21 protein-coding genes are annotated in these 22,299 nt (G+C 75.9%); 10 read left to right on the top strand and 11 right to left on the bottom strand.

Annotated elements, in window-relative coordinates:
* The first annotated feature begins 64 nt into the window (after positions 1-64).
* Entirely contained in the window at positions 65-316 is a 252-nt protein-coding gene (locus BM165_RS24615) for an ester cyclase (RefSeq protein ID WP_177225072.1), read from the top strand.
* A gap of 88 nt (positions 317-404) precedes the next feature.
* Positions 405-3,779 carry a pyruvate carboxylase gene (locus tag BM165_RS02960; protein ID WP_075011970.1) on the top strand — a complete coding sequence of 1,125 codons (3,375 nt, stop codon included), beginning with the start codon at positions 405-407 and terminating at the stop codon, positions 3,777-3,779.
* A 27-nt stretch (positions 3,780-3,806) separates the two neighbouring features.
* Here BM165_RS02960 and BM165_RS02955 read toward each other — a convergent pair whose 3' ends face one another.
* Positions 3,807-6,050: a diguanylate cyclase domain-containing protein gene (locus tag BM165_RS02955; protein ID WP_075011969.1), complete on the bottom strand. Its 2,244-nt coding sequence runs from the start codon at positions 6,048-6,050 to the stop codon at positions 3,807-3,809.
* A 74-nt stretch (positions 6,051-6,124) separates the two neighbouring features.
* On the opposite strand from BM165_RS02955, the gene BM165_RS02950 reads away from it, so the two are divergent.
* Positions 6,125-6,607 carry a RidA family protein gene (locus BM165_RS02950; protein WP_075011968.1) on the top strand — a complete coding sequence of 161 codons (483 nt, stop codon included), beginning with the start codon at positions 6,125-6,127 and terminating at the stop codon, positions 6,605-6,607.
* Positions 6,608-6,624: 17 nt separating this feature from the next.
* Here BM165_RS02950 and BM165_RS02945 read toward each other — a convergent pair whose 3' ends face one another.
* Positions 6,625-7,095 carry an ATP-binding protein gene (locus BM165_RS02945; RefSeq protein WP_244273977.1) on the bottom strand — a complete coding sequence of 157 codons (471 nt, stop codon included), beginning with the start codon at positions 7,093-7,095 and terminating at the stop codon, positions 6,625-6,627.
* Between the two features lie 82 nt (positions 7,096-7,177).
* On the bottom strand, positions 7,178-8,146 hold the full coding sequence (locus tag BM165_RS02940) for a sensor histidine kinase (RefSeq protein ID WP_075011967.1): 969 nt from the start codon (positions 8,144-8,146) through the stop codon (positions 7,178-7,180).
* 231 nt (positions 8,147-8,377) lie between these two features.
* Between BM165_RS02940 and BM165_RS02935 the strand changes: the two genes are divergently transcribed.
* The gene (locus tag BM165_RS02935) at positions 8,378-9,229 is read left to right on the top strand and encodes an MEDS domain-containing protein (RefSeq protein ID WP_075012132.1); all 852 of its coding nucleotides are present in this window, start codon (positions 8,378-8,380) and stop codon (positions 9,227-9,229) included.
* Between the two features lie 47 nt (positions 9,230-9,276).
* On the opposite strand, the gene BM165_RS02930 is transcribed toward BM165_RS02935, so the two are convergent.
* Genes BM165_RS02930 through BM165_RS02915 form a run of 4 tightly spaced genes read right to left on the bottom strand, consistent with a single transcriptional unit; the run spans position 9,277 to position 12,698 of the window.
* A complete protein-coding gene (locus tag BM165_RS02930; RefSeq protein WP_075011966.1) occupies positions 9,277-10,119 on the bottom strand; it encodes an ABC transporter permease in 843 nt (280 codons plus the stop codon).
* Positions 10,119-11,051 (bottom strand): ABC transporter ATP-binding protein, encoded by a 933-nt coding sequence (locus BM165_RS02925; protein ID WP_244273976.1) that lies wholly within the window; start codon positions 11,049-11,051, stop codon positions 10,119-10,121. The genes BM165_RS02930 and BM165_RS02925 overlap by 1 nt, the downstream gene beginning before the upstream one ends.
* A gap of 29 nt (positions 11,052-11,080) precedes the next feature.
* Positions 11,081-12,202 carry a hypothetical protein gene (locus BM165_RS25965; RefSeq protein WP_280140675.1) on the bottom strand — a complete coding sequence of 374 codons (1,122 nt, stop codon included), beginning with the start codon at positions 12,200-12,202 and terminating at the stop codon, positions 11,081-11,083.
* Complete coding sequence (locus BM165_RS02915) at positions 12,186-12,698, bottom strand: sigma-70 family RNA polymerase sigma factor (protein WP_143107990.1); 513 nt, start codon at positions 12,696-12,698, stop codon at positions 12,186-12,188. Before BM165_RS02915 ends, BM165_RS25965 begins: the two co-directional genes overlap by 17 nt.
* Before the next feature lie 159 nt (positions 12,699-12,857).
* On the opposite strand from BM165_RS02915, the gene BM165_RS02910 reads away from it, so the two are divergent.
* Positions 12,858-13,127: a dodecin gene (locus BM165_RS02910; protein WP_244273975.1), complete on the top strand. Its 270-nt coding sequence runs from the start codon at positions 12,858-12,860 to the stop codon at positions 13,125-13,127.
* A 5-nt stretch (positions 13,128-13,132) separates the two neighbouring features.
* Here the strand turns inward: BM165_RS02910 and BM165_RS02905 are convergent, their stop codons facing one another.
* Both BM165_RS02905 and phaZ read right to left on the bottom strand, forming a co-directional pair.
* Entirely contained in the window at positions 13,133-13,513 is a 381-nt protein-coding gene (locus tag BM165_RS02905; RefSeq protein WP_075011965.1) for a hypothetical protein, read from the bottom strand.
* A gap of 37 nt (positions 13,514-13,550) precedes the next feature.
* Positions 13,551-14,795 carry a polyhydroxyalkanoate depolymerase gene (gene phaZ / locus BM165_RS02900; RefSeq protein ID WP_075011964.1) on the bottom strand — a complete coding sequence of 415 codons (1,245 nt, stop codon included), beginning with the start codon at positions 14,793-14,795 and terminating at the stop codon, positions 13,551-13,553.
* 235 nt (positions 14,796-15,030) lie between these two features.
* Here phaZ and BM165_RS02895 point away from each other — a divergent pair, with 235 nt between their 5' ends.
* The 5 genes from BM165_RS02895 to BM165_RS02875 are packed head-to-tail and all read left to right on the top strand — an operon-like array spanning position 15,031 to position 20,167.
* A complete protein-coding gene (locus BM165_RS02895) occupies positions 15,031-15,816 on the top strand; it encodes an ABC transporter ATP-binding protein (RefSeq protein WP_075011963.1) in 786 nt (261 codons plus the stop codon).
* The gene (locus BM165_RS02890) at positions 15,804-16,754 is read left to right on the top strand and encodes an ABC transporter ATP-binding protein (RefSeq protein WP_075011962.1); all 951 of its coding nucleotides are present in this window, start codon (positions 15,804-15,806) and stop codon (positions 16,752-16,754) included. The genes BM165_RS02895 and BM165_RS02890 overlap by 13 nt, the downstream gene beginning before the upstream one ends.
* The gene (locus BM165_RS02885) at positions 16,751-17,641 is read left to right on the top strand and encodes a branched-chain amino acid ABC transporter permease (protein WP_075011961.1); all 891 of its coding nucleotides are present in this window, start codon (positions 16,751-16,753) and stop codon (positions 17,639-17,641) included. Before BM165_RS02890 ends, BM165_RS02885 begins: the two co-directional genes overlap by 4 nt.
* Complete coding sequence (locus BM165_RS02880; RefSeq protein ID WP_083426964.1) at positions 17,634-18,926, top strand: branched-chain amino acid ABC transporter permease; 1,293 nt, start codon at positions 17,634-17,636, stop codon at positions 18,924-18,926. The genes BM165_RS02885 and BM165_RS02880 overlap by 8 nt, the downstream gene beginning before the upstream one ends.
* The gene (locus BM165_RS02875) at positions 18,923-20,167 is read left to right on the top strand and encodes an ABC transporter substrate-binding protein (RefSeq protein ID WP_075011960.1); all 1,245 of its coding nucleotides are present in this window, start codon (positions 18,923-18,925) and stop codon (positions 20,165-20,167) included. The genes BM165_RS02880 and BM165_RS02875 overlap by 4 nt, the downstream gene beginning before the upstream one ends.
* 122 nt (positions 20,168-20,289) lie before the next feature.
* On the opposite strand, the gene BM165_RS02870 is transcribed toward BM165_RS02875, so the two are convergent.
* A complete protein-coding gene (locus BM165_RS02870) occupies positions 20,290-21,951 on the bottom strand; it encodes a CocE/NonD family hydrolase (protein WP_075011959.1) in 1,662 nt (553 codons plus the stop codon).
* An 80-nt stretch (positions 21,952-22,031) separates the two neighbouring features.
* Positions 22,032-22,214 (bottom strand): hypothetical protein, encoded by a 183-nt coding sequence (locus BM165_RS02865; protein WP_075012126.1) that lies wholly within the window; start codon positions 22,212-22,214, stop codon positions 22,032-22,034.
* Between the last annotated feature and the right edge of the window lie 85 nt (positions 22,215-22,299).

Here is a 22,299-nt window from a genome sequence, read left to right as displayed (position 1 = left end):
GGTCCCGCCCTGGGCGCCGCCGACCTGGTCGCGCGCCCGGTCGCTGTCGGCGGCCTTCGCCGACGTGCAGCGGCAGGTCGTCTCCGTGGTCGAGGCCGGCGACCGGGTCGTGGTGGCCTTCCGGATGGGCGGCCGGCACGTGGGCCCGCTGCCGACCTCGGCCGGGCCCCTCCCGGCGACCGGCCGGCGCGTGGAGCTGCGGGTGGTCGACGACCTCACGCTCACCGGCGGCCGGATCACCGGGATCTCCGTGGTCGCCGACGAGCTCGGCGCGCTCGCCGCCGTCGACGCCGTCCGGCTGGTGCCTCCCGGCTGACCGCCCGCCCCACGGGGCCTCCCGGTCCCGCCTCCCCGTCTGGGAGGCTCGGCGGGACCCTCGCCCGCGCGAGCCCCCGGGAGCCACCATGTTCAGCAAGGTCCTGGTCGCCAACCGCGGCGAGATCGCCGTCCGGGCGTTCCGCGCCGCCTACGAGCTCGGCGCGCAGACGGTGGCGGTCTTCCCCTGGGAGGACCGCAACTCGGTGCACCGGCTCAAGGCCGACGAGAGCTACCAGATCGGCGAGGAGGGCCACCCGGTCCGCGCCTACCTGTCGGTCGGGGAGGTCGTCGCCGCGGCGCAGCGCGCCGGCGCCGACGCCGTCTACCCCGGGTACGGGTTCCTCTCGGAGAACCCGGAGCTGGCCGAGGCCTGCGCGAACGCCGGCATCACCTTCGTCGGCCCGCCGGCGGCGGTGCTGGAGCTGACCGGCAACAAGGCGCGGGCGATCGCGGCCGCGCGCGACGCCGGCCTGCCGGTGCTGGCCTCCACCGAGCCCGGCGCCGACGTCGACACGCTGCTGGCCGCGGCGGAGGAGCTGCCGTTCCCGGTCTTCGTCAAGGCCATCGCCGGCGGCGGCGGGCGCGGCATGCGGCGGGTCGGGACGCGCGAGGAGCTGGCCGGCGCGGTGCAGGCGGCGATGCGGGAGGCGGAGTCGGCCTTCGGCGACCCGACGGTGTTCCTCGAGCAGGCCGTCGTCGAGCCGCGGCACGTCGAGGTGCAGGTCCTCGCCGACGGGCAGGGGGACGTGGTGCACCTGTTCGAGCGGGACTGCTCGGTGCAGCGCCGCCACCAGAAGGTGGTCGAGCTGGCCCCCGCACCGAACCTGGACCCTGCGCTGCGGGAGCGGATCTGCGCCGACGCGGTGGCCTTCGCCCGCGCCATCGGCTACGTCAACGCCGGCACGGTGGAGTTCCTGCTCGACCGCGAGGGCCGGCACGTGTTCATCGAGATGAACCCGCGGATCCAGGTCGAGCACACCGTCACCGAGGAGGTGACCGACGTCGACCTGGTGCAGTCGCAGCTGCGGATCGCGGCGGGGGAGACCCTCGCCGACCTCGGCCTGTCGCAGGACACGATCGTGCTGCGCGGCGCCGCCCTGCAGTGCCGGATCACCACCGAGGACCCGGCCAACGGCTTCCGCCCCGACACCGGCCGGATCACCACCTACCGCTCCCCGGGCGGGGCCGGCATCCGGCTCGACGGCGGCTCGTCGCTGGGCGCGGAGGTCGGCGCGCACTTCGACTCGATGCTGGTGAAGCTGACCTGCCGCGGCCGCGACTTCGGCACCGCGGTGGCCCGCGCCCGGCGGGCCGTGGCGGAGTTCCGCATCCGCGGCGTCGCCACGAACATCCCGTTCCTGCAGGCGCTGCTCGACGACCCCGACTTCGCCGCCGGGCGGGTGACGACGTCGTTCATCGAGCAGCGGCCGCACCTGCTCACCGCGCGCAGCTCCGCCGACCGCGGCACCCGGCTGCTGACCTACCTGGCCGACGTCACCGTCAACCAGCCGCACGGGGAGCGCCCGCACCTGGTCGACCCGGTGACCAAGCTGCCCCACGCCGACCTGCGCGCGGCGCCGCCGGAGGGCTCCCGGCAGCGGCTGCTCGAGCTCGGCCCCGAGGCCTTCGCCGCGCAGCTGCGCGCGCAGACGGCGCTGGCGGTCACCGACACCACCTTCCGCGACGCCCACCAGTCGTTGCTGGCCACCCGGGTGCGCACCAAGGACCTGCTCGCCGTCGCCGGGCACGTCGCCCGCACCACCCCGCAGCTGCTCTCGCTCGAGTGCTGGGGCGGGGCCACCTACGACGTCGCGCTGCGCTTCCTGCACGAGAGCCCCTGGGAGCGGCTGGCCGCGCTGCGCGAGGCGGTGCCCAACGTGTGCCTGCAGATGCTGCTGCGCGGCCGCAACACCGTCGGCTACACCCCGTACCCGCAGGCCGTGACGGACGCGTTCGTCGCCGAGGCCGCGCGCACCGGCGTCGACGTCTTCCGGGTCTTCGACGCGCTCAACGACGTGTCGCAGATGCGCCCGGCGATCGACGCCGTCCGCGCCAGCGGGACGGCGCTCGCGGAGGTGGCGCTGTGCTACACCGGCGACCTGTCCGACCCCGGCGAGGACCTCTACACCCTCGACTACTACCTGACCCTGGCCGAGCAGATCGTCGACGCCGGCGCGCACGTGCTCGCCGTCAAGGACATGGCCGGGCTGCTCCGCCCGCCGGCCGCCGCCACGCTCGTCACCGCGCTGCGCGAGCGCTTCGACCTCCCCGTCCACCTGCACACGCACGACACCGCCGGCGGGCAGCTGGCCACGTTGCTGGCGGCCTGGCAGGCGGGCGTGGACGCCGTCGACGGCGCCGTCGCCTCGATGGCCGGGACGACGTCGCAGCCGCCGCTGTCGGCGATCGTGGCCGCGACCGACGCCACCGACCGGGCGACCGGCCTGGACCTGGCCGCGGTCAACGACCTGGAGCCCTACTGGGAGGCGGTGCGCCGGGTCTACGCGCCCTTCGAGTCGGGCTTGGCCGCCCCCACCGGCCGGGTCTACCGGCACGAGATCCCGGGCGGGCAGCTGTCCAACCTGCGCCAGCAGGCGATCGCGCTGGGCCTCGGGCAGCGGTTCGAGGAGGTCGAGGACGCCTACGCCGCCGCCGACCGGCTGCTCGGCCGGTTGGTGAAGGTGACGCCGAGCTCCAAGGTGGTCGGCGACCTCGCGCTGCAGCTGGTCGGGTCCGGTGTCGGCGTCGACGACTTCGCCTCCGACCCCGCGAAGTACGACCTGCCCGACTCGGTGATCGGCTTCCTGCGCGGCGAGCTCGGCGACCCGCCGGGCGGGTGGCCCGAGCCGTTCCGCACCCGCGCGCTCGAGGGCCGCCGCCCCGCCCAGCCGCCGGCGGAGCTGTCCGCCGACGACGAGCGCGGCCTGGCGGAGTCCCCGCGGGACACCCTGGACCGGCTGCTGTTCCCCGGACCCGCCCGCGAGTACGCCGCCCACACCGAGCAGTACGGCGACGTGTCGGTGCTGCCCACCAAGGAGTTCCTCTACGGCCTGCGCTCCGGGGTGGAGCACTCGGTCGACCTCGAGCCCGGCGTCACGCTGCTCATGGGCATCGAGGCGATCGGCGACCCCGACGAGCGCGGGATGCGCACCGTCATGTGCTCGCTCAACGGCCAGCTGCGGCCGGTGTCGGTGCGCGACCGCTCGGTCGACGCGCAGGTGAAGGCCGCCGAGAAGGCCGACCGGAGCAGCCCGGGGCAGGTGCCGGCGCCGTTCGCCGGCGTGGTCACCCTGCAGGTGGCCGAGGGCGACGCCGTGGAGGCCGGCCAGGCGATCGCCACCATCGAGGCGATGAAGATGGAGGCGGCGATCACCGCGCCGGTCGCCGGGACCGTCGAGCGCCTCGCCATCGGCCCGGTGCAGCAGGTGGAGGGCGGTGACCTGCTCGTCGTCCTCGCCTGACGGTCCCTCCCGGGGCGCCGGACGCCGTCACGACGCCGTCTTGTCCCGGTACATCGCCGCGTCGGCCCGGGCGATGAGCGCCGCGGGGTCGTCGGCGTCGCGGGGGAACAGCGCGGCGCCGGAGCTGGCGCTGAGCCGGACCGGGGCGCCGGAGAGCTCCAGCGGGGCGGCGAGGGCGCGGTGCAGGTGCTGCTGCACCCGGCGGACGGTCTCGTCGGCGGAGCCGCTGCCGCTCCCGGCCCCTCCGGTCGGGGGCAGCCCGGCCAGCACGACGAGGAACTCGTCGCCGCCGAGCCGGCCGACGAGGTCCCCGGCGCGCACGGCCGACCGCAGGCGGCGGGCGGCCCAGGTCAGCGCCTCGTCCCCCGCGGCGTGACCGAGGCGGTCGTTGACCGCCTTGAAGCCGTCGAGGTCGAGCATGACGGCGGCCACGCTCGCGCCGCTGCGGCGCGCCCGCCGCAGCTCCAGGTCCAGGTGCTCGAGGACGTGCGCCCGGTTGGGCAGCGCGGTGAGCGCGTCGTGGTGCGCGAGGTAGGTCGCCCGCCGCTCACGGTCCACCCGGTCGGTGACGTCGAGCTGGCTGCCGATGTAGTGGGTGATCTCGCCCGCCGCGTCCAGGACCGGGCTGATGCGCAGGTCGTTCCAGAACGGCGAGCCGTCCCGCCGGTAGTTGACCAGCACCGTGTGCACGTCGCGGCCGGCCAGCATCCGCCGCTGCATGGGCCCGACCTGGCCGGCGTCGGTGTCCGGGCCCTGCAGGAAGCGGCAGTTGCGGCCCAGCACCTCGTCCTCGGCGTACCCGGTCATCTGCAGGAACGCGGTGTTGGCGTAGACCAGCGGCAGGTCGGGCAGCCGCGCGTCGGCGATGACGATGCCGCTGCTGGCGGTGGCGATCGCGCGCAGCAGGAGCTGCGGCAGGTCGGCCGAGGGGACCCCGATGGCCTCCTGGACCGCGGCCCGGTCCGCGGCCTGCTCCGCCGGTCCGTCCGCGCCGGTCCCCGTGCCCGCGACCGGTTCGCCGGCCGCGGGCGGCCGGGCCGGCGCGGCGGAGGGCGGGCGGAGGTGGTCGAGCAGCAGCCCGGCCACCTCCAGCACGCGCGGCCGGTCGTAGGTCAGCACGTGGTCCAGCCGGCGCGCACCCGGCCCGCTCCCCGCGGGAGCGACGTCGCGGGCCGCCAGGGCGGCGGCGAAGTGCGGCCCGACGACGGCGACCACCCACTCCCCGGTGAGCGGGTCGCCGGGGGGCAGGGCCGTGCCGACCACCCCGGGAGCCGGGTGGTCGGGCATCCCCGGGCCCGTCACGGCCGTCAGCGCGGACACGGCGGCCAGCGACTCGTAGCGGCGCCGGGTGCGCGGGGTCATCGCCTCCGGCGTCTGGAAGGTGGCGAGCACGACGGTCTGCTCGTCGAGCAGCAGCGCCTGGCTCTCCAGCTGGCGGGTCATCGAGGCGATCAGCGGCTCGGTGGCGCGCTGGGGCGCCGACCCGGCGCTGAGCAGGTCGAACGCGGACCCGGCCTCCACCGGGCCGCGGGCACGGGCCGGCGGCGGCCGCGGGAGCCGCAGCGCGGTCATGCCCCGCACGTCCAGCGCTCCGGGGCGGCCGAACATCCAGCCCTGGCCCAGCTGTGCGCCCATGGCCAGCGCCCGCTCCAGGTGCTGCTCGGTCTCGATGCCCTCCGCCACCAGCACCGCACCGGAGCGCTCGGCCTCCGCCCGGACGGCGTTGAGCACCGCGGCGGTCCGCAGCGTGGTGTGCCCGCGCACCAGCGCGAGGTCGAGCTTGATGACGTCGGGGCGCAGGAACGGCACCAGCGCCAGGCCCCGCTGCTCGGCGCCGACGTCGTCCAGGGCGACCCGCCACCCCCTGTCCCGGGCGCGGCGGACGCCGCGGAGCAGCTCGGCCGGCCGCTCCAGCAGGTCGCGCTCGGTGACCTCGAGGACCACGTGCACGCCGTCCCCGGTCAGCTCCGCCAGCTCGGCCAGCCGCCGCGTGCCGAGGGTCGACAGCGTCGCCGGCTCGATGTTGACGAAGACGGTCACCTCCCCGCTGACCTCCCCGAGACCGAGCAGCGCCGCCCGCAGGCAGGCGGCGTCGAGCTCGTCGACCGTCCCGGACGCCCGCGCGGCGGCGAACAGGTCCCCGGCCGAGTCCGCCGTGCCCGGCCCGCCGCGGGCCAGCGCCTCGACGGCGACCAGCGACCGGTCCCGCAGGTCGACGATCGGCTGGTAGACCGACCGGACGGTGCGCCACGGCGACCCGGGCGACGTCACGGACCGAGCGTCCCACGTCCCCGGCGGGGCCAGGGTGCTTCCCCCGTCCGGGTGGGCGGGGCCAGCATCTCCCCGTGGACGGACCGACCGACAGCCGCACCGGAGCACGCCTGCGCGAGCTGGGACTGCAGCTGCCCGAGCCCCGGGGCCCCGCGGGCAACTACGTCGCGGCGTACCTGGCCGGGGACCTGCTGTACCTCTCCGGCACCGGACCCGTGACGCCCGACGGCGGCCTGGTCACCGGGAAGGTGGGGGACGGCGGGCTGGACCTGGACACCGCGCGCGAGGCCGCCCGGCTCACCGGGCTGCAGCTGCTCGGCGCCGTGCAGGCCCGGCTGGGCGACCTCGACCGGGTGCGCGCGGTGGTGAAGCTGTTCGGGATGGTCAACTGCCGTCCCGGCTTCACCCGCATGCCTGCGGTGATCGACGGGTGCTCCGACCTGCTGGTCGAGGTGCTCGGCGACCGCGGGCGCGGCGCCCGCTCGGCGGTGGGGATGGCCGAGCTGCCCTTCGACATCGCGGTGGAGATCGAGGCGGTCGTCCAGGTGACCGGCTGAGCCCGGCGCCGCCCGGTTCAGTGGGTGCGCAGGCACGCCCACACGTGCTTGCGGTCGCCGGAGACGGTCCATCCCCGCTCGCCGGTGAGGCGGGCGACCATGTGCAGGCCCATGCCGCCGAGCGCCGGGTCGCGGTCGACCGCGGGCTCGGGACCGTGGTGCGGGTCCTCGTCGCTCACGTCGAGCAGCAGCCCCTCCCCGGTGGCCGCCGCCTGCACCCGGACCGGCGTGGCACCGTGCCGCAGGCCGTTGGAGGCCAGCTCGTCCACGGCGAGCAGGAGGGTGTCGAGGACGGCGCCGTCGCCGTCGTCCTCGAGCACGCCGGGCAGCCAGCGGCGCAGGCCGGCGCGCACCGCCCGGAGCTCGGCGGCCCGGGAGATCTCGCACTCGTAGCGGGGTCCCGTGGTCTCGGGAGGCGGCCGTCGCGGCCAGGTGTCCGACTGCATCTGCTCGTTCCGGTCGGGGCTGTTCTCCACGTGGTGCCCCACCGGCGCTCCCGCGAACCGGGACGGCGACGGGCGGTCTACCGGGCGCGTCGTGTCCGGTAGACCGTCGGCGCGTCCGGTGCCCTCAGCGCAGCCGGGTCACCAGGCGCACGGACGTGCCGGAGGCGGTCCGGGCGACGTGCACGTGGTCGCACAGCTGGCGTGCGAGCCACAGGCCCATGCCGCCCCGGGAGAGGTCCGCGCCGTGGGCCGGGCCGTACCCGGCGAAGGGGTCCTGCGGGCCGCTGCCGCGGTCGGTGATGCGGCAGACCACCCGCTCGTCGCCGGTCCACAGCTCGAGGTCGACCGGCGGCCGGCCGTGCCGCACGGCGTTGGACGTCATCTCGTCGACGGCGAGCAGCAGGTCCTCGACCGCCTCGCGCGGACCCGGCAGCGCCGCCAGCTCGGCGGCCACGGCGTGGCGCAGGCCGATGAAGTCGGTGACGTCCCGGGCGACCAGGTGCGGCCGGGTGTCCTCCAGCGGCTCCCGCGGCACGGGCAGGTCACGGAGGACGTCGGCCGGCTCGGTGAACTCCGGGTTGGCGGCCCGTCCCGCACCGGTGGTCAGGGCCCGGTGGGTCCGGCGGGCGGTGTCGAGGACCGGCCCGGGCAGCTGCCGGGCGTCGAACGCGCACAGCCCCCACAGCGGCGCGTCGGCCAGTGCGGCGTTGACGACGGCCTCGTAGCGCTGCCACTCGTAGCGGTCCTGCTCGGTGCCGCCGAAGTCCGGCTCGCCGACGACGCGGACGCGCGGCACCCCGCCGGCGGTCAGGCGCCCGGCGGTGCGCCGCAGGCCGGTGATCGCCGCCGGGGTGCGGACCCGGTACACCTCGGCGCGGTCGACGACGTGCAGCCGCGGGTCGTCGCCGAGGGCGTCGCGGATGGCCGCGGCGACGTCGGCGCCGACGGCCACGACCGCCCCCTCACCGGCGTCCAGGCCCTCGCGGAGGAAGCGGGTGGCCACGGCGAGGAGCTCGGCGGGGTCGTCGTAGAGCAGTGCGTCGTGCGCGAAGCCGACGACGCCCGGTCCTCCGCCCCTGCGCGCAGCAGACACCCGTGGACTCCCGAAGGTCGACCTCTGACGAGTACGCGCCCGGCGGTCGCCGACGCGGGGGAGCCGTCCTCCCGGGCCGTCCGGCACGAGCGCGGCACAGACGGTACCCTTTCGTACGCGGGGAACGTCGGATCCCCGGATCCGGACGCCTGCCGGGCCCGTCACAGATGGGTGTCCGGATGGTGACGGACAGCGCTGACACCGCACGTGCCCGCCGGTAGCGTCCCGGTGGTGACGGCGCCCCGGGGACTGGACTCCCTGACCGGCCTCCGCCCCGGCGACCACGTCTGCTGGAGCTTCGACGGCACGGCCGACCTCGCCGAGGCCGTCGTCGCCTACCTCGACGAGGGCCGCCGCCGCGACGAGCAGTTGCTGCTCGTCGGGGGGCCGCGCCCGTCGCTGCCCGCCCTGCTCGCCGGCCTGCCGCACCGCGACGCGCTCCTCGCCAGCGGGCAGCTCGGGCTGCAGACGACCGGGGAGACCTACTCGGCCGGGACCGGGCTGGTGCCCCTCGAGCAGGTCGGCCGCTACCGCGCCGCGGTCCAGGCCGCGCTCGCCGGCGGGCGCACCGGTCTGCGCGTGGTCGCCGACGTCACCCCGCTGCTGCAGGCCGGACGGCCGGGGCGCCGCCGGCTCAACGCCTACGAGGGTCTGGTCGACGCCTTCATGGGCACGGTGCCGATGACCGCGCTGTGCCTCTACGACCGGTCGGTCGGCGCGGAGGCCCTCGGCCCGGTCGCGGTCCTGCACCCGGTGCAGCACCTGGGCGACCGGGAGCCGCTGGCCCACCTGTCCGGCCGCGGACGGCGGCTGGCCCTGCACGGCGAGGTCGACACCACCGAGGCCACGCACGTGCGGACCGCGCTCGTCGACCTCGCCGGTGAGCTGCCCACCGGGCACCGCCCCGGCGAGGTCGTCCTCGACGTCAGCGACCTCGACTTCCTCGACGTCGCCGGCGGGCGCGCCCTGTACGGCGCGCGCAGCGACCTGGCCGGCAGCGGTATCGGCCTGCGGCTGACCGGCGCCCGCCGGCACGTCCGCCGCTGCCTGGACCTCTTCGACCTGGTGGCCGAGCCGGCCTGAGCCGGTCCGCCCGCGCGGGTCCCGGCCCGCTCCCGCTCCCGCGTCGGTCAGATGTCGCGGCGGCCGAACGACAGCGCGGCCAGCCCGCCGATCAGCAGCAGCCAGACGGCCACCCAGACCAGGTAGCCGGGGCTCAGCGGCGCGACGGCGAGGAACGGGGAGCCCTCGAACCCGGCGGCCACCAGCGACGTCGAGTCCTGGAAGGCGTGCATCGCCCCCCGCCACAGTCCGTCGGTCGGCAGCAGCATCCGGGAGACCTCGCCGACCCGCGCCACGCCCTCGTTGCCCAGGAGGTCGCCCACGGAGCCGACGACGCCGGCCACCCACGTGGCGCCGAACAGGCCGACGGCGACGATGCCCGAGGCCATCGGCGAGATCGCGGTGGCCAGCAGCAGCGCCAGCGTCATGAGCACCGCGGTCTGCGCGGCGAGCAGCAGCAGCCCGGTGAGCGGGTCCGGCGGCCAGTAGCCGATCGCCCACCGGACGACGGCGAACTGCGCCAGGCCCGCGGTGAACACGTACCCGGTGCCGAAGGCGACCAGCCCCAGCCACTTGCCCAGCAGCACGGTGGACCGGCGGACCGGCCGGGCGAGCACCGACAGCGCCTGACCGGACTCGACCTCGCCGGACAGCGTCGGCCCGGCGAGGAACGCCGTGCCCAACGCGGCGATGAGGCTGTAGCCGAACATGACCAGGTTGAGCACCTGGGAGGCGAACAGGCGGGCCTCGCCGCTGGTCAGCGCGCCGAACTCGGGGTCGACGGTCGCCAGTTCGGCGAAACCCCAGGCCGACAGCCCCAGCAGGGCGAGGGTGAGCAGGCCGAGGGCGCGCAGCACCTTGCGGCGGGCGGCCTCCCGCAGCGTGAGCGCGGCGAACGTCAGCGCCACCATCAGTGCTCCTCCCGGAGGATGCCGAGCAGCCGTTCCTCGAGGCTGATCCGCCCGGGCTCGACCGCGTGCACCTGCACGCCCAGGCCGACGAGGTCGGCGACCAGGCGGGGCACGGTGGCGCCGTCGTCGTCGGCGGGGAGGGTGACGGTGACGTCCTGCCCGGCCCGGTGCGTGGCGCCGACGGCGGCCAGCCGGGCCTCGGCGGCGGGCGTGAGCCCGGTCAGCCGCAGCCGCAGCTCCCGCTGCCCGAGCAGCTCGGCGAGCGTGCCGGCGGCGGCGACCCGGCCGCGGTCGAGGATGACGACGCGGTCGCAGACCCGCTCGACCTCGCCGATGAGGTGGGAGTTGAGCAGCACCGCGACGCCGCGCTCGCGCAGCGACAGGACGACGTCGCGCACGTCGACGCGGCCCAGCGGGTCCAGCGCGCTGGTCGGCTCGTCGAGCACGACCAGCTCGGGGCGGGCGACCAGCGCCACCGCCAGGCCCAGCCGCTGCTGCATGCCCTTGGAGAAGCCGCCGACGCGGTCCCCGGCCCGCTCGGCGAGCCCGACCAGGCCGAGCACGTCGCGCTGCTCGGGCTCGGGGACGGCCTCGCGGGCCAGCCGCACGTGCAGGGCGAGCACCTCGGCGGCGGTGAGCCACGGCTGGTAGCGGAAGAGCTCGGGCAGGTAGCCCACCCGCGCGCGGGCCCGGGGGTCGCGGCCGGGCCGGCCCAGCAGCAGCACCTCGCCGTCGTCGGGGCGGACCAGGCCGAGCAGCATCTTGATGACGCTGGTCTTGCCCGCGCCGTTGGGGCCGAGCAGGCCGACGACCTCGCCGCGGCCCACGGTGAACGAGACGCCGTCGACCGCGGCGCGTTTCCCGTACCGCTTGCGCAGCCCCGAGCACCACACCGCCGGGGACGGCGGCAGCTGCTCGAGCAGCTGCTGCACGTCCCCGGCGGCGGCGGGGCTCCCGGCGGTCAGTCGAGCTCCCGGGCGACGGCGAGGACCTCGTCCTCGCCCAGGGAGCCGGCGACCGCGGTCACCACGCCGTCCTCCACCCAGACCACGCCGGTCACGGTGCCGTCGCGGGTGGCCAGGACGGTGGCCTCGGTGCCGTCGACGTCGGCGGTGGAGGAGGTGACCAGCTCGGCCGGGACCGGCAGCGGCAGCGTCGTCCCCTTCCCGTCGAAGGTGGCGAGCTGGGCGGCGAGCTCGTCGGGCAGGCCGGGCAGGGACAGCAGGTGGTCGCGGGCGGTCTCGAACGGCACGCCGGAGGAGAACGCCGTGGGCGCGGTGACCCGGCCGACGACGAGCGCGGGCACGCCGCGGGCCTCCGACCAGACGGCGGCCACGCCGGGACCGGCCTGCAGCCGGAAGGTGGCGCCGTCGAGCCCCGGCGGCGGGGGCGGCAGCGTCTCGCCGGCCGCGGCGGCGGCCTGCGCGGCCCGGTCGGCGGAGTAGGTGAACTCCGCGACCGCCTGGCCGGCGACGGTGTAGGACGGCTCGCCGGTGACCCCGGTGGGGAGGGCGTCGACCTGCGGCACCTCCAGGCCGGTCGCCTCCGCCGCGGCGGCGGCGTCGGCCACCTCGCGGACGTCGGGCTCGGCGACGACGGTGAGCTCGCCGTAGGCGGTGAGGTCGGGCAGCGCGACGAGGTCGGTGCTGCTCACCGGGACGGCGGTGACCTCCTCGGTGCGGAACACCTCCAGCCAGTCGGCGGCCGCCGCCGCACCCGCGCCGCCGAGGACGACGACCACGCCGAATGCGGCGACGACGGGGCTGCGCACCGCGGTGCGCCACCGGCTCCCCCGGGCCGGGGCGGCCGCGGGCGTGCGGCGGCGGGTCTCGGCGTCCACGGAGGCCGACAGCCGCCGCCAGGCGGTGTCGACGCCGGTGGAGAGCGCGGGACCGACGGCGAGGGCGGTACGGGCGGCCTCGGCGTCCGCCCGGACGGTGGCCAGGGTCGACCGGCAGGTGGTGCAGCCGGCGACGTGCGCGCGGTCGCCGTCGGCGACGCCGGCCGGCTCGTCGAGCAGGCGGCGCAGGGTGCCGTCGGGGGGGTGGCGGTCGGCGAACAGGGAGTCAGCGAACAGGGGCACGGCGGGTCAGCTCCTCGCGAAGGGCGGTCTCGGCGCGTCGCACGGTGGTGCCGACGCTGCCGGGGGAGAGGTCGAGGGCGGCGGCCACGTCGGCGTAGCTCAGGCCGCTGTGGCGCAGGACGAGCGCGACGGCCTGCCTGCGGGGCAGCCGGGCCAGCGCGGCGCGCACGCGGCTGCGCTCCGCGCGGAGGAGGACGTCCTCGGCCACGTCGGGAACGGGCCGGGAGCCGTCGGCGGCGGCCTCCTCCCGGGCGGCGCGGCGGCGGCCCGAGCGGAGGTGGTTGAGGGCGGTGTGGGCGGCGGCGACGGCGAGCCAGCCGGGGGCCTCGGCGGCCGGGACCGTGGACCGGGCGAAGGAGAGGAAGACCTCCTGCGCGACGTCCTCGGCCTCGTCGCGGGAGCCGAGCACCCGCGCCGCGACGGCGACCACCGCCGGGTAGCCGGCGCGGAACACCTGCTCGAGGTCGGCCCGGACGGCGCTGCGCGCTGCGGTCACCGTGCCGTCCCTCCGGCCCGGGCGCCCCCGGACGGTCCCGCGCACCGCCGCGGTCCCCAGGGCGGCGACCGGTGCCTGCCTCACGACGTCCACATCCCTACAGCACCGCCGGCGCCGCGGATGTGACACCGGGCCCGGCGGGGCCGGGGAGGCGACATGATGACCGGCGTGTCCCGGCCGCCGCCGGACCGCACGCAGGCACGGCGCCAGGAGGCCGACATGAGCAACCACGTCTACCGGCTCAGCGAGATCGTCGGCAGCAGCCCCACCAGCGTCGACGACGCCATCCGGACCGGCATCGCCAAGGCCGCGCAGACGGTCCGCAACATCGAGTGGTTCGAGACCCAGCAGATCCGCGGCCAGGTCGTCGACGGCGGCGTCGCCCACTACCAGGTGACGATGAAGATCGGCTTCCGCGTCGAGGACTGACCGGCTCAGCGGCCGTCGAACAGCACGACCTCGTCGGGCTGCGCGGGGAACGGGTTGGCCCACTGCGACGGCGTGCCGGTGATCGGCTGGGCGTCGGTGACCACGACGTGCGGCGTCCCCGGGTAGATCGCCAGCACCCGCGCGGCATCGGTCAGCGTCTCGGTGTGCTCGACCAGCTCACCGCGGCGCAGGAACGACGTCGTCCGCTGCCCGCACACCTCCGCCCCGACCTCGGCGGTCCAGCGGGCGCCGTCCCGGGCGAAGGTGATCGACGCGACCCGCCGGCCCGGGGGAGCGGGCTCGCAGCCGGCGAACTCGGCCAGGGCCTCGTAGAGGCGCTCGGCCTGCTCGTCGTCGGCGGCGCGGGGGAGGAAGAAGGCGGGCACGCCGCCGATCCTCTCCCCGGCCCCCGACGGTCGCGGCTCAGGAGGCGGGCGCCGCCGTCCGCGCCCGGTCGTGCTCGGCGACGAAGGACCGCAGGACCGGGTAGATGCCCGACTCCCACCGCGAGCCGGCGAAGACGCCGTAGTGGCCCACGCCCTCCTGCAGGTGGTGCCGGTGGCTGCCGGCCGGGAGCCCGGTGCACAGGGCGTGCGCGGCCTCGGTCTGGCCGGGGGAGCACATGTCGTCCTCGGCGCCCTCGACGGTGAGCAGCGCGGTGCGCGCGATCCGCGAGGGGTCCACCCGCCGGCCGCGCCAGGTGAACGCCCCGCGCGGCAGGTCGTGCTCCATGAACACGCGCCGCAGCGTCTCCAGGTAGAACTCCGCCGGCACGTCCATGACGGCGCCGTACTCGTCGTAGAAGGCGCGGGTGGCGGCCGCGGCCGCCTCGTCGCCGGCGACCATGGCCCGGTACATGCGCAGGTGGGCCCCCACGTGCCGCCGCACGTTCATCGACATGAACGCCGTCAGCTGGGCGGCGCCGGGGTACACGCGCCGGCCGGCGCCGGCGTAGCGCGCCGGGACGGTGGTGGTCAGGAGGCGCTCGACGAGCGGCAGCGACATGCGGTCGGCGTTGGCGTTGACCCGGTTGGGGTTGACCCGGGTGTCGACCGGGCCGGCCATCAGCGTGAGGCTGCGCGGCTGGGCGGGGTCGTCGTCGGCGGCGAGCAGCGCGACGGAGGCGAGCACGAGCGGCGCCGGCTGGCAGACGGCCACCACGTGGGTGTCGCCGCCGAGGTGCCGCATCGCGGCCAGCACGTGGTCGACGTACTCGTCGAGGCCGAAGCGCCCCGCCGCGACGGGGACGTCGCGGGCGTTGTGCCAGTCGACGACGAACACGTCGTGGTCGGCCAGCAGCGTCCGGACGGTGGGGCGCAGCAGCGTGGTGAAGTGCCCCGAGATCGGCCCGATCACGAGCACCCTCGGCTGCCCGGTCACCGCTGGCCGGGCGAAGTGCAGCAGGTCGGCGAACGGCGTCGAGGAGACGGCGTCGACGACGACCGGGGTGGCCACCCCGTCGACCGCCACCTCGTCGATGCCCCAGTCGGGGCGGACGTGGGTCGGCCGGGCGTCGGCCACGATCCGGCACGCGGCCCGCAGCCGGCGGGGGCCGGGGAGTGCGGCCAGCGGGCCGGGCAGCGCCCCGATCGCGCGGGCGGTCAGCGCCGACGTCGTCCGGGCCGGCGCGGCGAGCCGCTGTTGCCACTCGTAGGCGGTGTAGAGCACGGGTCGTCCTCCTCGACGTCCGGTGTGGCCCGGGCCACACGGCCGACGGTAGGCCACGCCGGCCGCTCCGGCTCGGTCGGCACGCGCGCGGACCCACCGCGTCACCCGGGAGGCGTCCCGATACTGACCGGGGCCGTATCACCGGCTGGTCACGGTGTGCGTGACCAGGGCGGCAGTCCTTGACGGCCGCCCTAGTGTTCCGCCGCATGTGGGTCACATCACTCCCGGTGGCGCCGTGCTGAGCATCGACTCGCTGCGCGTCACCTACGGCGGTGCCGTCGAGGCCGTGCGCGGCGTGTCCATGGAGGTCCCCGACGGCGCGGTCGTGGCCGTCCTCGGCAGCAACGGCGCGGGCAAGAGCACGCTGCTGCGCACGATCTCCGGCACGCTGCGGCTGCACCGCGGCCGCGTCGACGAGGGCACCGTGCGGTTCGAGGACACCGACCTCACCCGCCGCGACCCCGGCCAGATCGTGCGGCGCGGCATCGTGCAGGTACCCGAGGGACGGCGGATCTTCGGCCGGCTCACCGTCGAGGAGAACCTGCGCGCCGGGGGGATGGGCAACCGCGACCGCGCGGCCAAGGCGCAGGCGGTGACCCGCGTGCACGACCTGTTCCCCGTGCTGCGCGAGCGCAGCGGCCAGCGCGCCGGGCTGCTGTCCGGCGGCGAGCAGCAGATGCTGGCCATCGGCCGCGCCCTGATGGCCAGCCCGCGGCTGCTGCTGCTCGACGAGCCCTCGCTGGGCCTCGCGCCGCGGGTCATCGGCCAGATCGGCGAGGTGATCGCCGAGATCAACCGCCAGGGCACCTCGGTGCTGCTGGTCGAGCAGAACGCCACCATGGCCCTCGGCGTCGCCGACCGCGCCTACGTGCTCGACGTCGGCCGGGTGTCGCTGTCCGGCGACGCCCGGGAGCTCGCCGGCACCGACGAGGTGCAGCGGCTCTACCTCGGCCACGGCGCCGCGCTCGAGCAGCGCGTCGAGCGGGCACCCCGCCGCACCCTGTCGCGGTGGACGGCGTGAGCGCCCCGGCCGCCGTCCGCGAGGACGTCCCGCCGGTCGAGGTCGACGGCGTCAGCGTTGCCTTCGGCGCGATCAAGGCGCTCAACGACGTCTCCTTCACCGTCGCCCCGGGCGCCATCCACGCCGTCATCGGCCCCAACGGCGCCGGCAAGTCGACGCTGTTCAACGTGCTGTCCGGCGTCTACCGGGCCACCGCAGGCGAGGTCCGCTTCGGCGACGCGCGGCTGAGCGCCATGCGGCCCTTCCAGATCGCCGGCGTCGGCGTCGCCCGCGCGTTCCAGAACATCGCCCTGTCCGGCGCGCAGACCGTCGCCGAGAACCTCATGCTCGGCCGGCACCACCTCACGAAGGCCGGCTTCCTCTCCTCCGGCCTGCGCCTGCCGATGGCCACCCGCGAGGGGAGGCGGCACGGCGAGCGGATCCGCGAGATCGCCGAGTTCCTCGACCTCGGCGAGAAGCTGCACACCCCGGTCGGCGTGCTGTCCTACGGCGACCAGAAGCGGGTCGAGGTGGCCCGCGCGCTGTGCATCGAGCCGCGGCTGCTGCTGCTCGACGAGCCGGTCGCCGGGATGAACGCCCAGGAGACCGAGCGGATGGCCGACGCGATCCGCGAGATCCGCTCGGCGCTGGGGATCTCGGTCATCCTCGTCGAGCACGACATGGGCATGGTGATGTCGCTGGCCGACCGGGTGACCGTCCTCGACTTCGGCCGCCGCATCGCCGACGGCAGCCCCGCCGAGGTCCAGGCCGACCCCGAGGTCATCCGCGCCTACCTGGGCTCGGGCACCGAGGTCGACCCGGCCGAGGCCGCCGCCCACGGGACGGCCGCCCACGGGACGGCCGCCGGCGCACCCACGACCGGCGCGTCCACCACCGGAGCCACGTCCGGCGCGACCGCCGCCCACCACGACACCGACGCCCCGGGGGGCCGGCCGTGAACCAGTTCCTGTCCCTCCTGCTCAACGGCATCTCGCTGGGCGCCATCTACGCGCTCATCGCCCTGGGCTTCGTGATCATCTTCAAGGCCAGCGAGGTCGTCAGCTTCACGCACGGCTCGCTGCTGCTGCTCGGCGCCTACTCGATCGCCCGGCTGTCGGACTCGATCGGCTTCCTGCCCGCCGTGCTCGTCGGCCTGCTGGTCACCGCACTGGCGGCGCTCCTCGTCGAGCGGCTCATCATCAACCGGCTGCGCGGGGCGCCGGTGATCAGCCTGGCGATCGTCACCATCGGCGTCGACATCATCCTGCTGACCGAGCTCATCCGGCGGATCGGCCCGGACATCCTCAACGTCCCCCACCCGTGGGGCGGGGACTCGGTGCGCATCGGCGGCGTCGGCATCAGCGAGAACCGGCTGATCGCCATGGGCGTGGCCGGCGTCCTCATCGTCGCCTTCTTCGTCGCCTTCAAGTACTCGTCCTGGGGCGTGGCCATGCGCGCCTCGGCCGAGGACGGCGAGGCCGCCGCGCTCATGGGCATCCGCCAGGGGCGGGTGTCGGCGCTGGCCTGGATCGTCGCCGGTGTCCTCGCCGGGGTGGCCGCGCTGTTCCTCGTCGGCGCCCCGACGCCCGGGGTGAGCGCCGCGGCCTACACCGTCGCGCTCCGTGCCTTCCCCGCGGCGATCCTCGGCGGCCTGGACTCCACCGGCGGTGCGCTGGTGGGCGGGCTGCTCATCGGGATCACCGAGGCGATGGCGGCCGGCTACCAGGAGCAGCTGTCCTTCCTCGGCCGCGGGTTCGGCGAGGTCGCCCCCTACGTCGTGATGATCATCGTGCTGCTGGTCCGCCCCTCCGGGCTGTTCGGGACCAAGGAGCTGACACGTGTCTGACACGCTCTCCGTCCCGGCCGGCGCCACCCGCCGGACGACGCCGGCCGAGGCCTCCGTGCCGGGCCGCTCGCCGCTGCGGTTCCTCAAGCCGCTGCTGCTGGTCGCGTTCCTCGTCGTCCTGCTGGTCCTCCCGATCTACGTCGAGGAGTTCTGGCTGCGCACCGGCTTCGCCGTCGCGGGGGCGATCGTGGGTGCGATCGGACTGAACCTGCTGGTCGGCACCACCGGGCAGCTGTCGCTGGCGCACGCGTTCTTCCTCGCTGTCGGCGCGGTCAGCTACACGTTCATCTCCGGGGAGTCCGGCGGCCTGGGCACCCGCGCCGCGCTGCGCGGGCTGGAGCTCCCGCCCATCGTCGGCATGGTCGTGGGCGTGCTCCTGGCCGGGCTGGCCGGGCTGCTGTTCAGCCCCATCGCGGCGCGGCTGCGCGGCATCTACCTCGGCGTCGCCTCGCTGGGCCTGGTGTTCATCGGCGTGCACGTGCTCAACACCTGGACCCCCGTCACCGGCGGGTTCAACGGCCGGTCGGTGCCGGAGTTCTCGCTGTTCGGCTTCACCTTCGGCAACAGCGACCCGCAGCTGTTCGTGCTCGGCATCCCGTTCCGGGAGGCCGAGCGGCTGTGGTACCTGGGCATCGTCCTGGCGCTGCTGGCCTACCTGTTCGCCCGCAACCTGCTGCGCAGCCGGCCCGGCCGGGCGCTGCAGACGCTGCGCGACAGCGAGGTCGCCGCCTCGGTCATGGGCGTCAACGTGCAGGCCTACAAGGCGCGGGTGTTCCTCGTCAGCTCGATGTACGCCGGGCTGTCGGGGGTCATGTACGCGCTGTCGATCGGCAGCATCGCGCCGGAGTCCTTCGGTCTCACCGTCTCCATCCTCTACCTGGCGATGATCGTCCTCGGCGGGCTCGGGTCGGTCGCCGGCGCGGCGCTGGGCGCGGCGTTCGTCACCGCGCTGCCGCTGGTGTTCCAGCAGTTCGCCGACGTGCTGCCGCTGGTGAGCGCCCCCGGTGAGGGTGGCGTCTCCGCCGGCATCGCCGCCCGCTACTTGTTCGGCCTGGCGATCGTCCTGGTCGTCCTCTTCGAGCCCGGCGGCCTCGCCGGGTTCGCCCAGCGCTTCCGCAGCAGGGGTCGCAGACCCGGCCGCGGATCGCCGGGTGCCTCCCCGCGCCCGTCCGGGGGTCCTTCACCGGGCCCCGACCCCGGCACCACCGGACCCGGCAGCACCGGACCCGGCACCACCGATCCCCACCCGACCGATCCACCCGTACGGAGGAGCAGCGCCACATGAGAGCAGGAACGCGTCTACGGGGAGCCACCGTCCTCGCCGCCGCTGCGGTCGTCGCGGTCAGCGGCTGCAGCACCAGGGCACCGGAGAGCAGCGGCGGTGGTGGCGGCGGCGCGGAGGCCGAGGACGTCACCACCGACGTCGGCGTCGAGGGCACCACCATCAGCCTCGGGGTGCTCACCGACCTGACCGGCGTCTTCGCCGCGCTGGGGCAGGACATCACCAACGGCAACACGCTGTACTGGGACGAGAACCAGGTCTGCGACACCTACGACGTCGAGCTCGTCGTCCAGGACACCGGGTACGTGCCGCAGACCGGCGTGCAGCTCTACAGCGCCATGGAGCCCGACGTCCTGGCGATGCAGCAGACCATCGGCTCGCCGATCAACACCGCGCTCGCGCCGGAGTTCGAGTCCGACGTGATGACCAACTTCTCGTCGGCCTGGGCCCGGACGCTCACCGAGATCCCCGGCACCGGCGTCCTCGGCGCCACCTACGACGTGGAGCTGGCCAACGGCTACCAGTACCTGTTCGACCAGGGCCTGCTGGCCGACGGCGACACCGTCGGGCACATCTACTTCGAGGGCGAGTACGGCGAGAACGGGCTGGCCGGCAGCGAGGCCGTCGCCGAGGCCCGCGGGCTGACGGTCATCCCAGCGCAGATCAAGTCCACCGACCAGGACATGTCCGCGCAGGTCACCCAGTTCGCCGCCGAGGGCGTCGACGCCATCGTGCTGACCACCGCGCCCACCCAGACCGCCTCGGCGGCCGCGGTGGCCCAGGCCTCCGGCCTCGACGTCCCGATCCTGGGCAGCAACCCGGTGTTCGCGCCGGGCCTGCTGCAGGGCCCCTCGGCGCAGTGGCTCAAGGACCACCTCTACGTGGCCTCGCCGATCACCTCCTGGGACACCCAGCCCGAGCTCCTCGAGGCCTACCAGGCGGCCTACCCCAACACGACGCCGAGCCTGGGCGTGGTGTTCGGCTACGCCATGGGTGACGTCATGAACCAGGTCCTCGACGCCGCCTGCGAGAGCGGCGACCTGACCCGCGAGGGCGTCCAGACCGCGTTCGGCGAGCTCTCCGACATCGACACCGGCGGTCTGCTCGTGCCGATCGAGGCCTTCGAGACCGGGGTCTCGCCCAGCACGCAGAGCTTCATCCTGCGGCCGGCCGACGTCCCCGGCGGCGCGGAGCTCGTGCAGGACGCCTTCGAGGGCGAGCTCTCCGCCGACCTGGCGGGCTGACGGAAGGACCCCCTCGCCCCCCGTCCCTCGCTGACGCTCGGGCCGGGTCCCTGCGAGGGGGCCGTTGCAGCACCTCACCGTCCGGCGCCTCCTCTCCCCGGAGAGGGGGCGCCGGACGTGTGTCAGGACAGGACCGGCAGCTCCAGCCGCGAGGGGTGCGCCGCGTCGTGGAAGACCTCGAACCGGCACGGGCGTCCGGTCGTCGCCGTCGCGAACGGCTCGCCGGTGCCGAGGTTGCGGGCGAACCGGGGAAACGCGCCGCCGGCGACCTGCAGACGCAGCCGGTGGCCCGCGCGGAACCGGTAGGCGGTCGGGAACAGCTCGACGTCGACGGCGAGCACCCCGTCCGGGCCGACGGTGACGTCGTCGGCGGGCACGCTGCGGGGGGCGAGCCGGCGGATCCCGTCGACGACGTTGCGCGAGACGCCGTCGGCGCCGACGTCGCACAGCCGCACGAACAGGTCGGCGTGCCCGAGCTCCGGCCGCACGTGGACCCGGGCGCGCACCTGCCCGACGACGTCGACGTCGCGGGGGAGCACCGGCCCGGTGAGGACCAGGACGTCGTCGCGGGCCTCGACCGCCCGGTTGTCGGCCTGCCCGCCCGGCCGCTCCAGCAGCGGCCCGCCGACGCCGGGGGTGGGGTCGGCCGGGTCGTAGGTGAAGCTGCTCGGCTCCCCGCCGGTGCCGGGCTCCTCGCCGAGGGTCCCGCCGGCGTGCAGGTGCCAGTGCACGGTCGTGGTGCCCGGCGGCGGCCAGGTCGGCGACTCCAGCCACGTGCCGGCCTGCTGCAGGTACAGCCGCACCGGCGCGCCGGAGGGGGCCGGCCCACCCTGCAGGTGGTGACCCAGCCAGGCGGCGTCGGTGCGCAGCACCTCCCGGACCTCACCGGGCTCACCGTGCAGCCACGGCCCGACGGTGAGGCGCAGCGGGACCCCGGCGGCCTGCAGGCGGACGGCGTCGGCGAGCTGCGCGGCGGCGAACAGGTCCCACCAGCCGGTGACCATGTTCGCCGGGGGCATGCGCGCGAGGTCGGCGCCGTCGTGGTCGGCGACGGCCCAGAACGGGTCACCCGGTGCGGCGTGCGCGGTGAAGTCCCGCCAGAAGGCCACCGGCGCGCCGACCGCGGCGGTGTCGGCCGCCTGCAGCGGCAGCATCCGCAGCGCCCGCTCGACGCGCCGGCGCAGCAGCGGGCGCAGCAGCGGCGCCGGGACGCCGCCGGCCTCCTGCCGGCCGATCGCCAGCGACCACCGCAGCGCGTTCTCCAGCCCCGGGGTGCCGGAGACGTAGAAGGCGGTGGTGATCCGCGCGCCGGTGATGTGCGGCGAGACCGCCACCAGCGGCGGGTCGGCGTAGGGCGCCACGGCCCACTGGGTGTGCCCGAAGTAGCTGCCGCCGGTCATCGCGACCCGCCCGTCGCACCACGGCTGCTCCCGCACCCAGGCGAGGGTGGCCAGCCCGTCCTCGTGCTCGGTGGTGAACGGCCGGAAGTGCCCGCCCGAGCCGAACGTGCCGCGCGTGGACTGGACGAACACCTGCAGCCCGCGCCGGGCGTAGGGGGCGGCGAAGGCGTGCGCGAACACGCCGGCCCGGCCGTAGGGGAGCCGGACCAGCACGACCGGCAGCGGGCCGGCCGCGCCGGAGGGGCGGTAGTGGTCGCCGAGCAGTGTCACGCCATCGGGCATCGGGACGGCGACGTCGCGCGCGACCGTGTACGGGACCGCCCGCAGCGGGAGGCCGAGTGCGGCGTCGGCCAGCAGCCCGCCCAGCCTGCCCAGTGCACCCATCGCCCGTGTCCTCCCCGTCGCCGGCACCGGCCGGTCACCCTGCCCGACGGCGAGCGGGCCCGCCGGGCGGGGCGGAGGACTCACCGCATGGGGCGCGGCGGCGGCACCGGCTCCTCGATCCGGTCCCAGCTGTGGTGGCTGTAGACGGTCTTGTTGCCGTGGGCGTCGTAGACGACGAGGTGGCCGGTGGCGGTGAAGCTGAACCGCGCGGCGTCGTCGTAGCGGATCACCTCGCCGTCGGTGCGGTGCAGGTCGAAGGCCATGCCGGAGGGTGGCACGCCGGTCGGGAGCCGGCAGGTCCGGCGCACGGGCGTGGGAGACCGGCGATGAGAAACGGGTGCGGCGGCG

The sequence above is a fragment of the Geodermatophilus obscurus genome, from assembly GCF_900115395.1.
GTDB lineage: Bacteria > Actinomycetota > Actinomycetes > Mycobacteriales > Geodermatophilaceae > Geodermatophilus > Geodermatophilus obscurus_B.
The sequence above is the reverse complement of the archived record's forward strand: the minus strand, read 5'-3'. Positions and strand labels throughout refer to the sequence as shown.

Bases quoted from the DNA above. Each gene is read 5' to 3' on its own strand.
- BM165_RS02930 (WP_075011966.1), bottom strand. From the start codon at position 10,119: ATGGTGGCGCTGACGTTCGCCGCGCTCACGCTGCGGGAGGCCGCCCGC.
- BM165_RS02875 (WP_075011960.1), top strand. From the start codon at position 18,923: ATGAGAGCAGGAACGCGTCTACGGGGAGCCACCGTCCTCGCCGCCGCT.
- BM165_RS02865 (WP_075012126.1), bottom strand. From the start codon at position 22,214: ATGGCCTTCGACCTGCACCGCACCGACGGCGAGGTGATCCGCTACGAC.
- BM165_RS02870 (WP_075011959.1), bottom strand. From the start codon at position 21,951: ATGGGTGCACTGGGCAGGCTGGGCGGGCTGCTGGCCGACGCCGCACTC.
- BM165_RS02960 (WP_075011970.1), top strand. From the start codon at position 405: ATGTTCAGCAAGGTCCTGGTCGCCAACCGCGGCGAGATCGCCGTCCGG.
- BM165_RS02910 (WP_244273975.1), top strand. From the start codon at position 12,858: ATGACCGGCGTGTCCCGGCCGCCGCCGGACCGCACGCAGGCACGGCGC.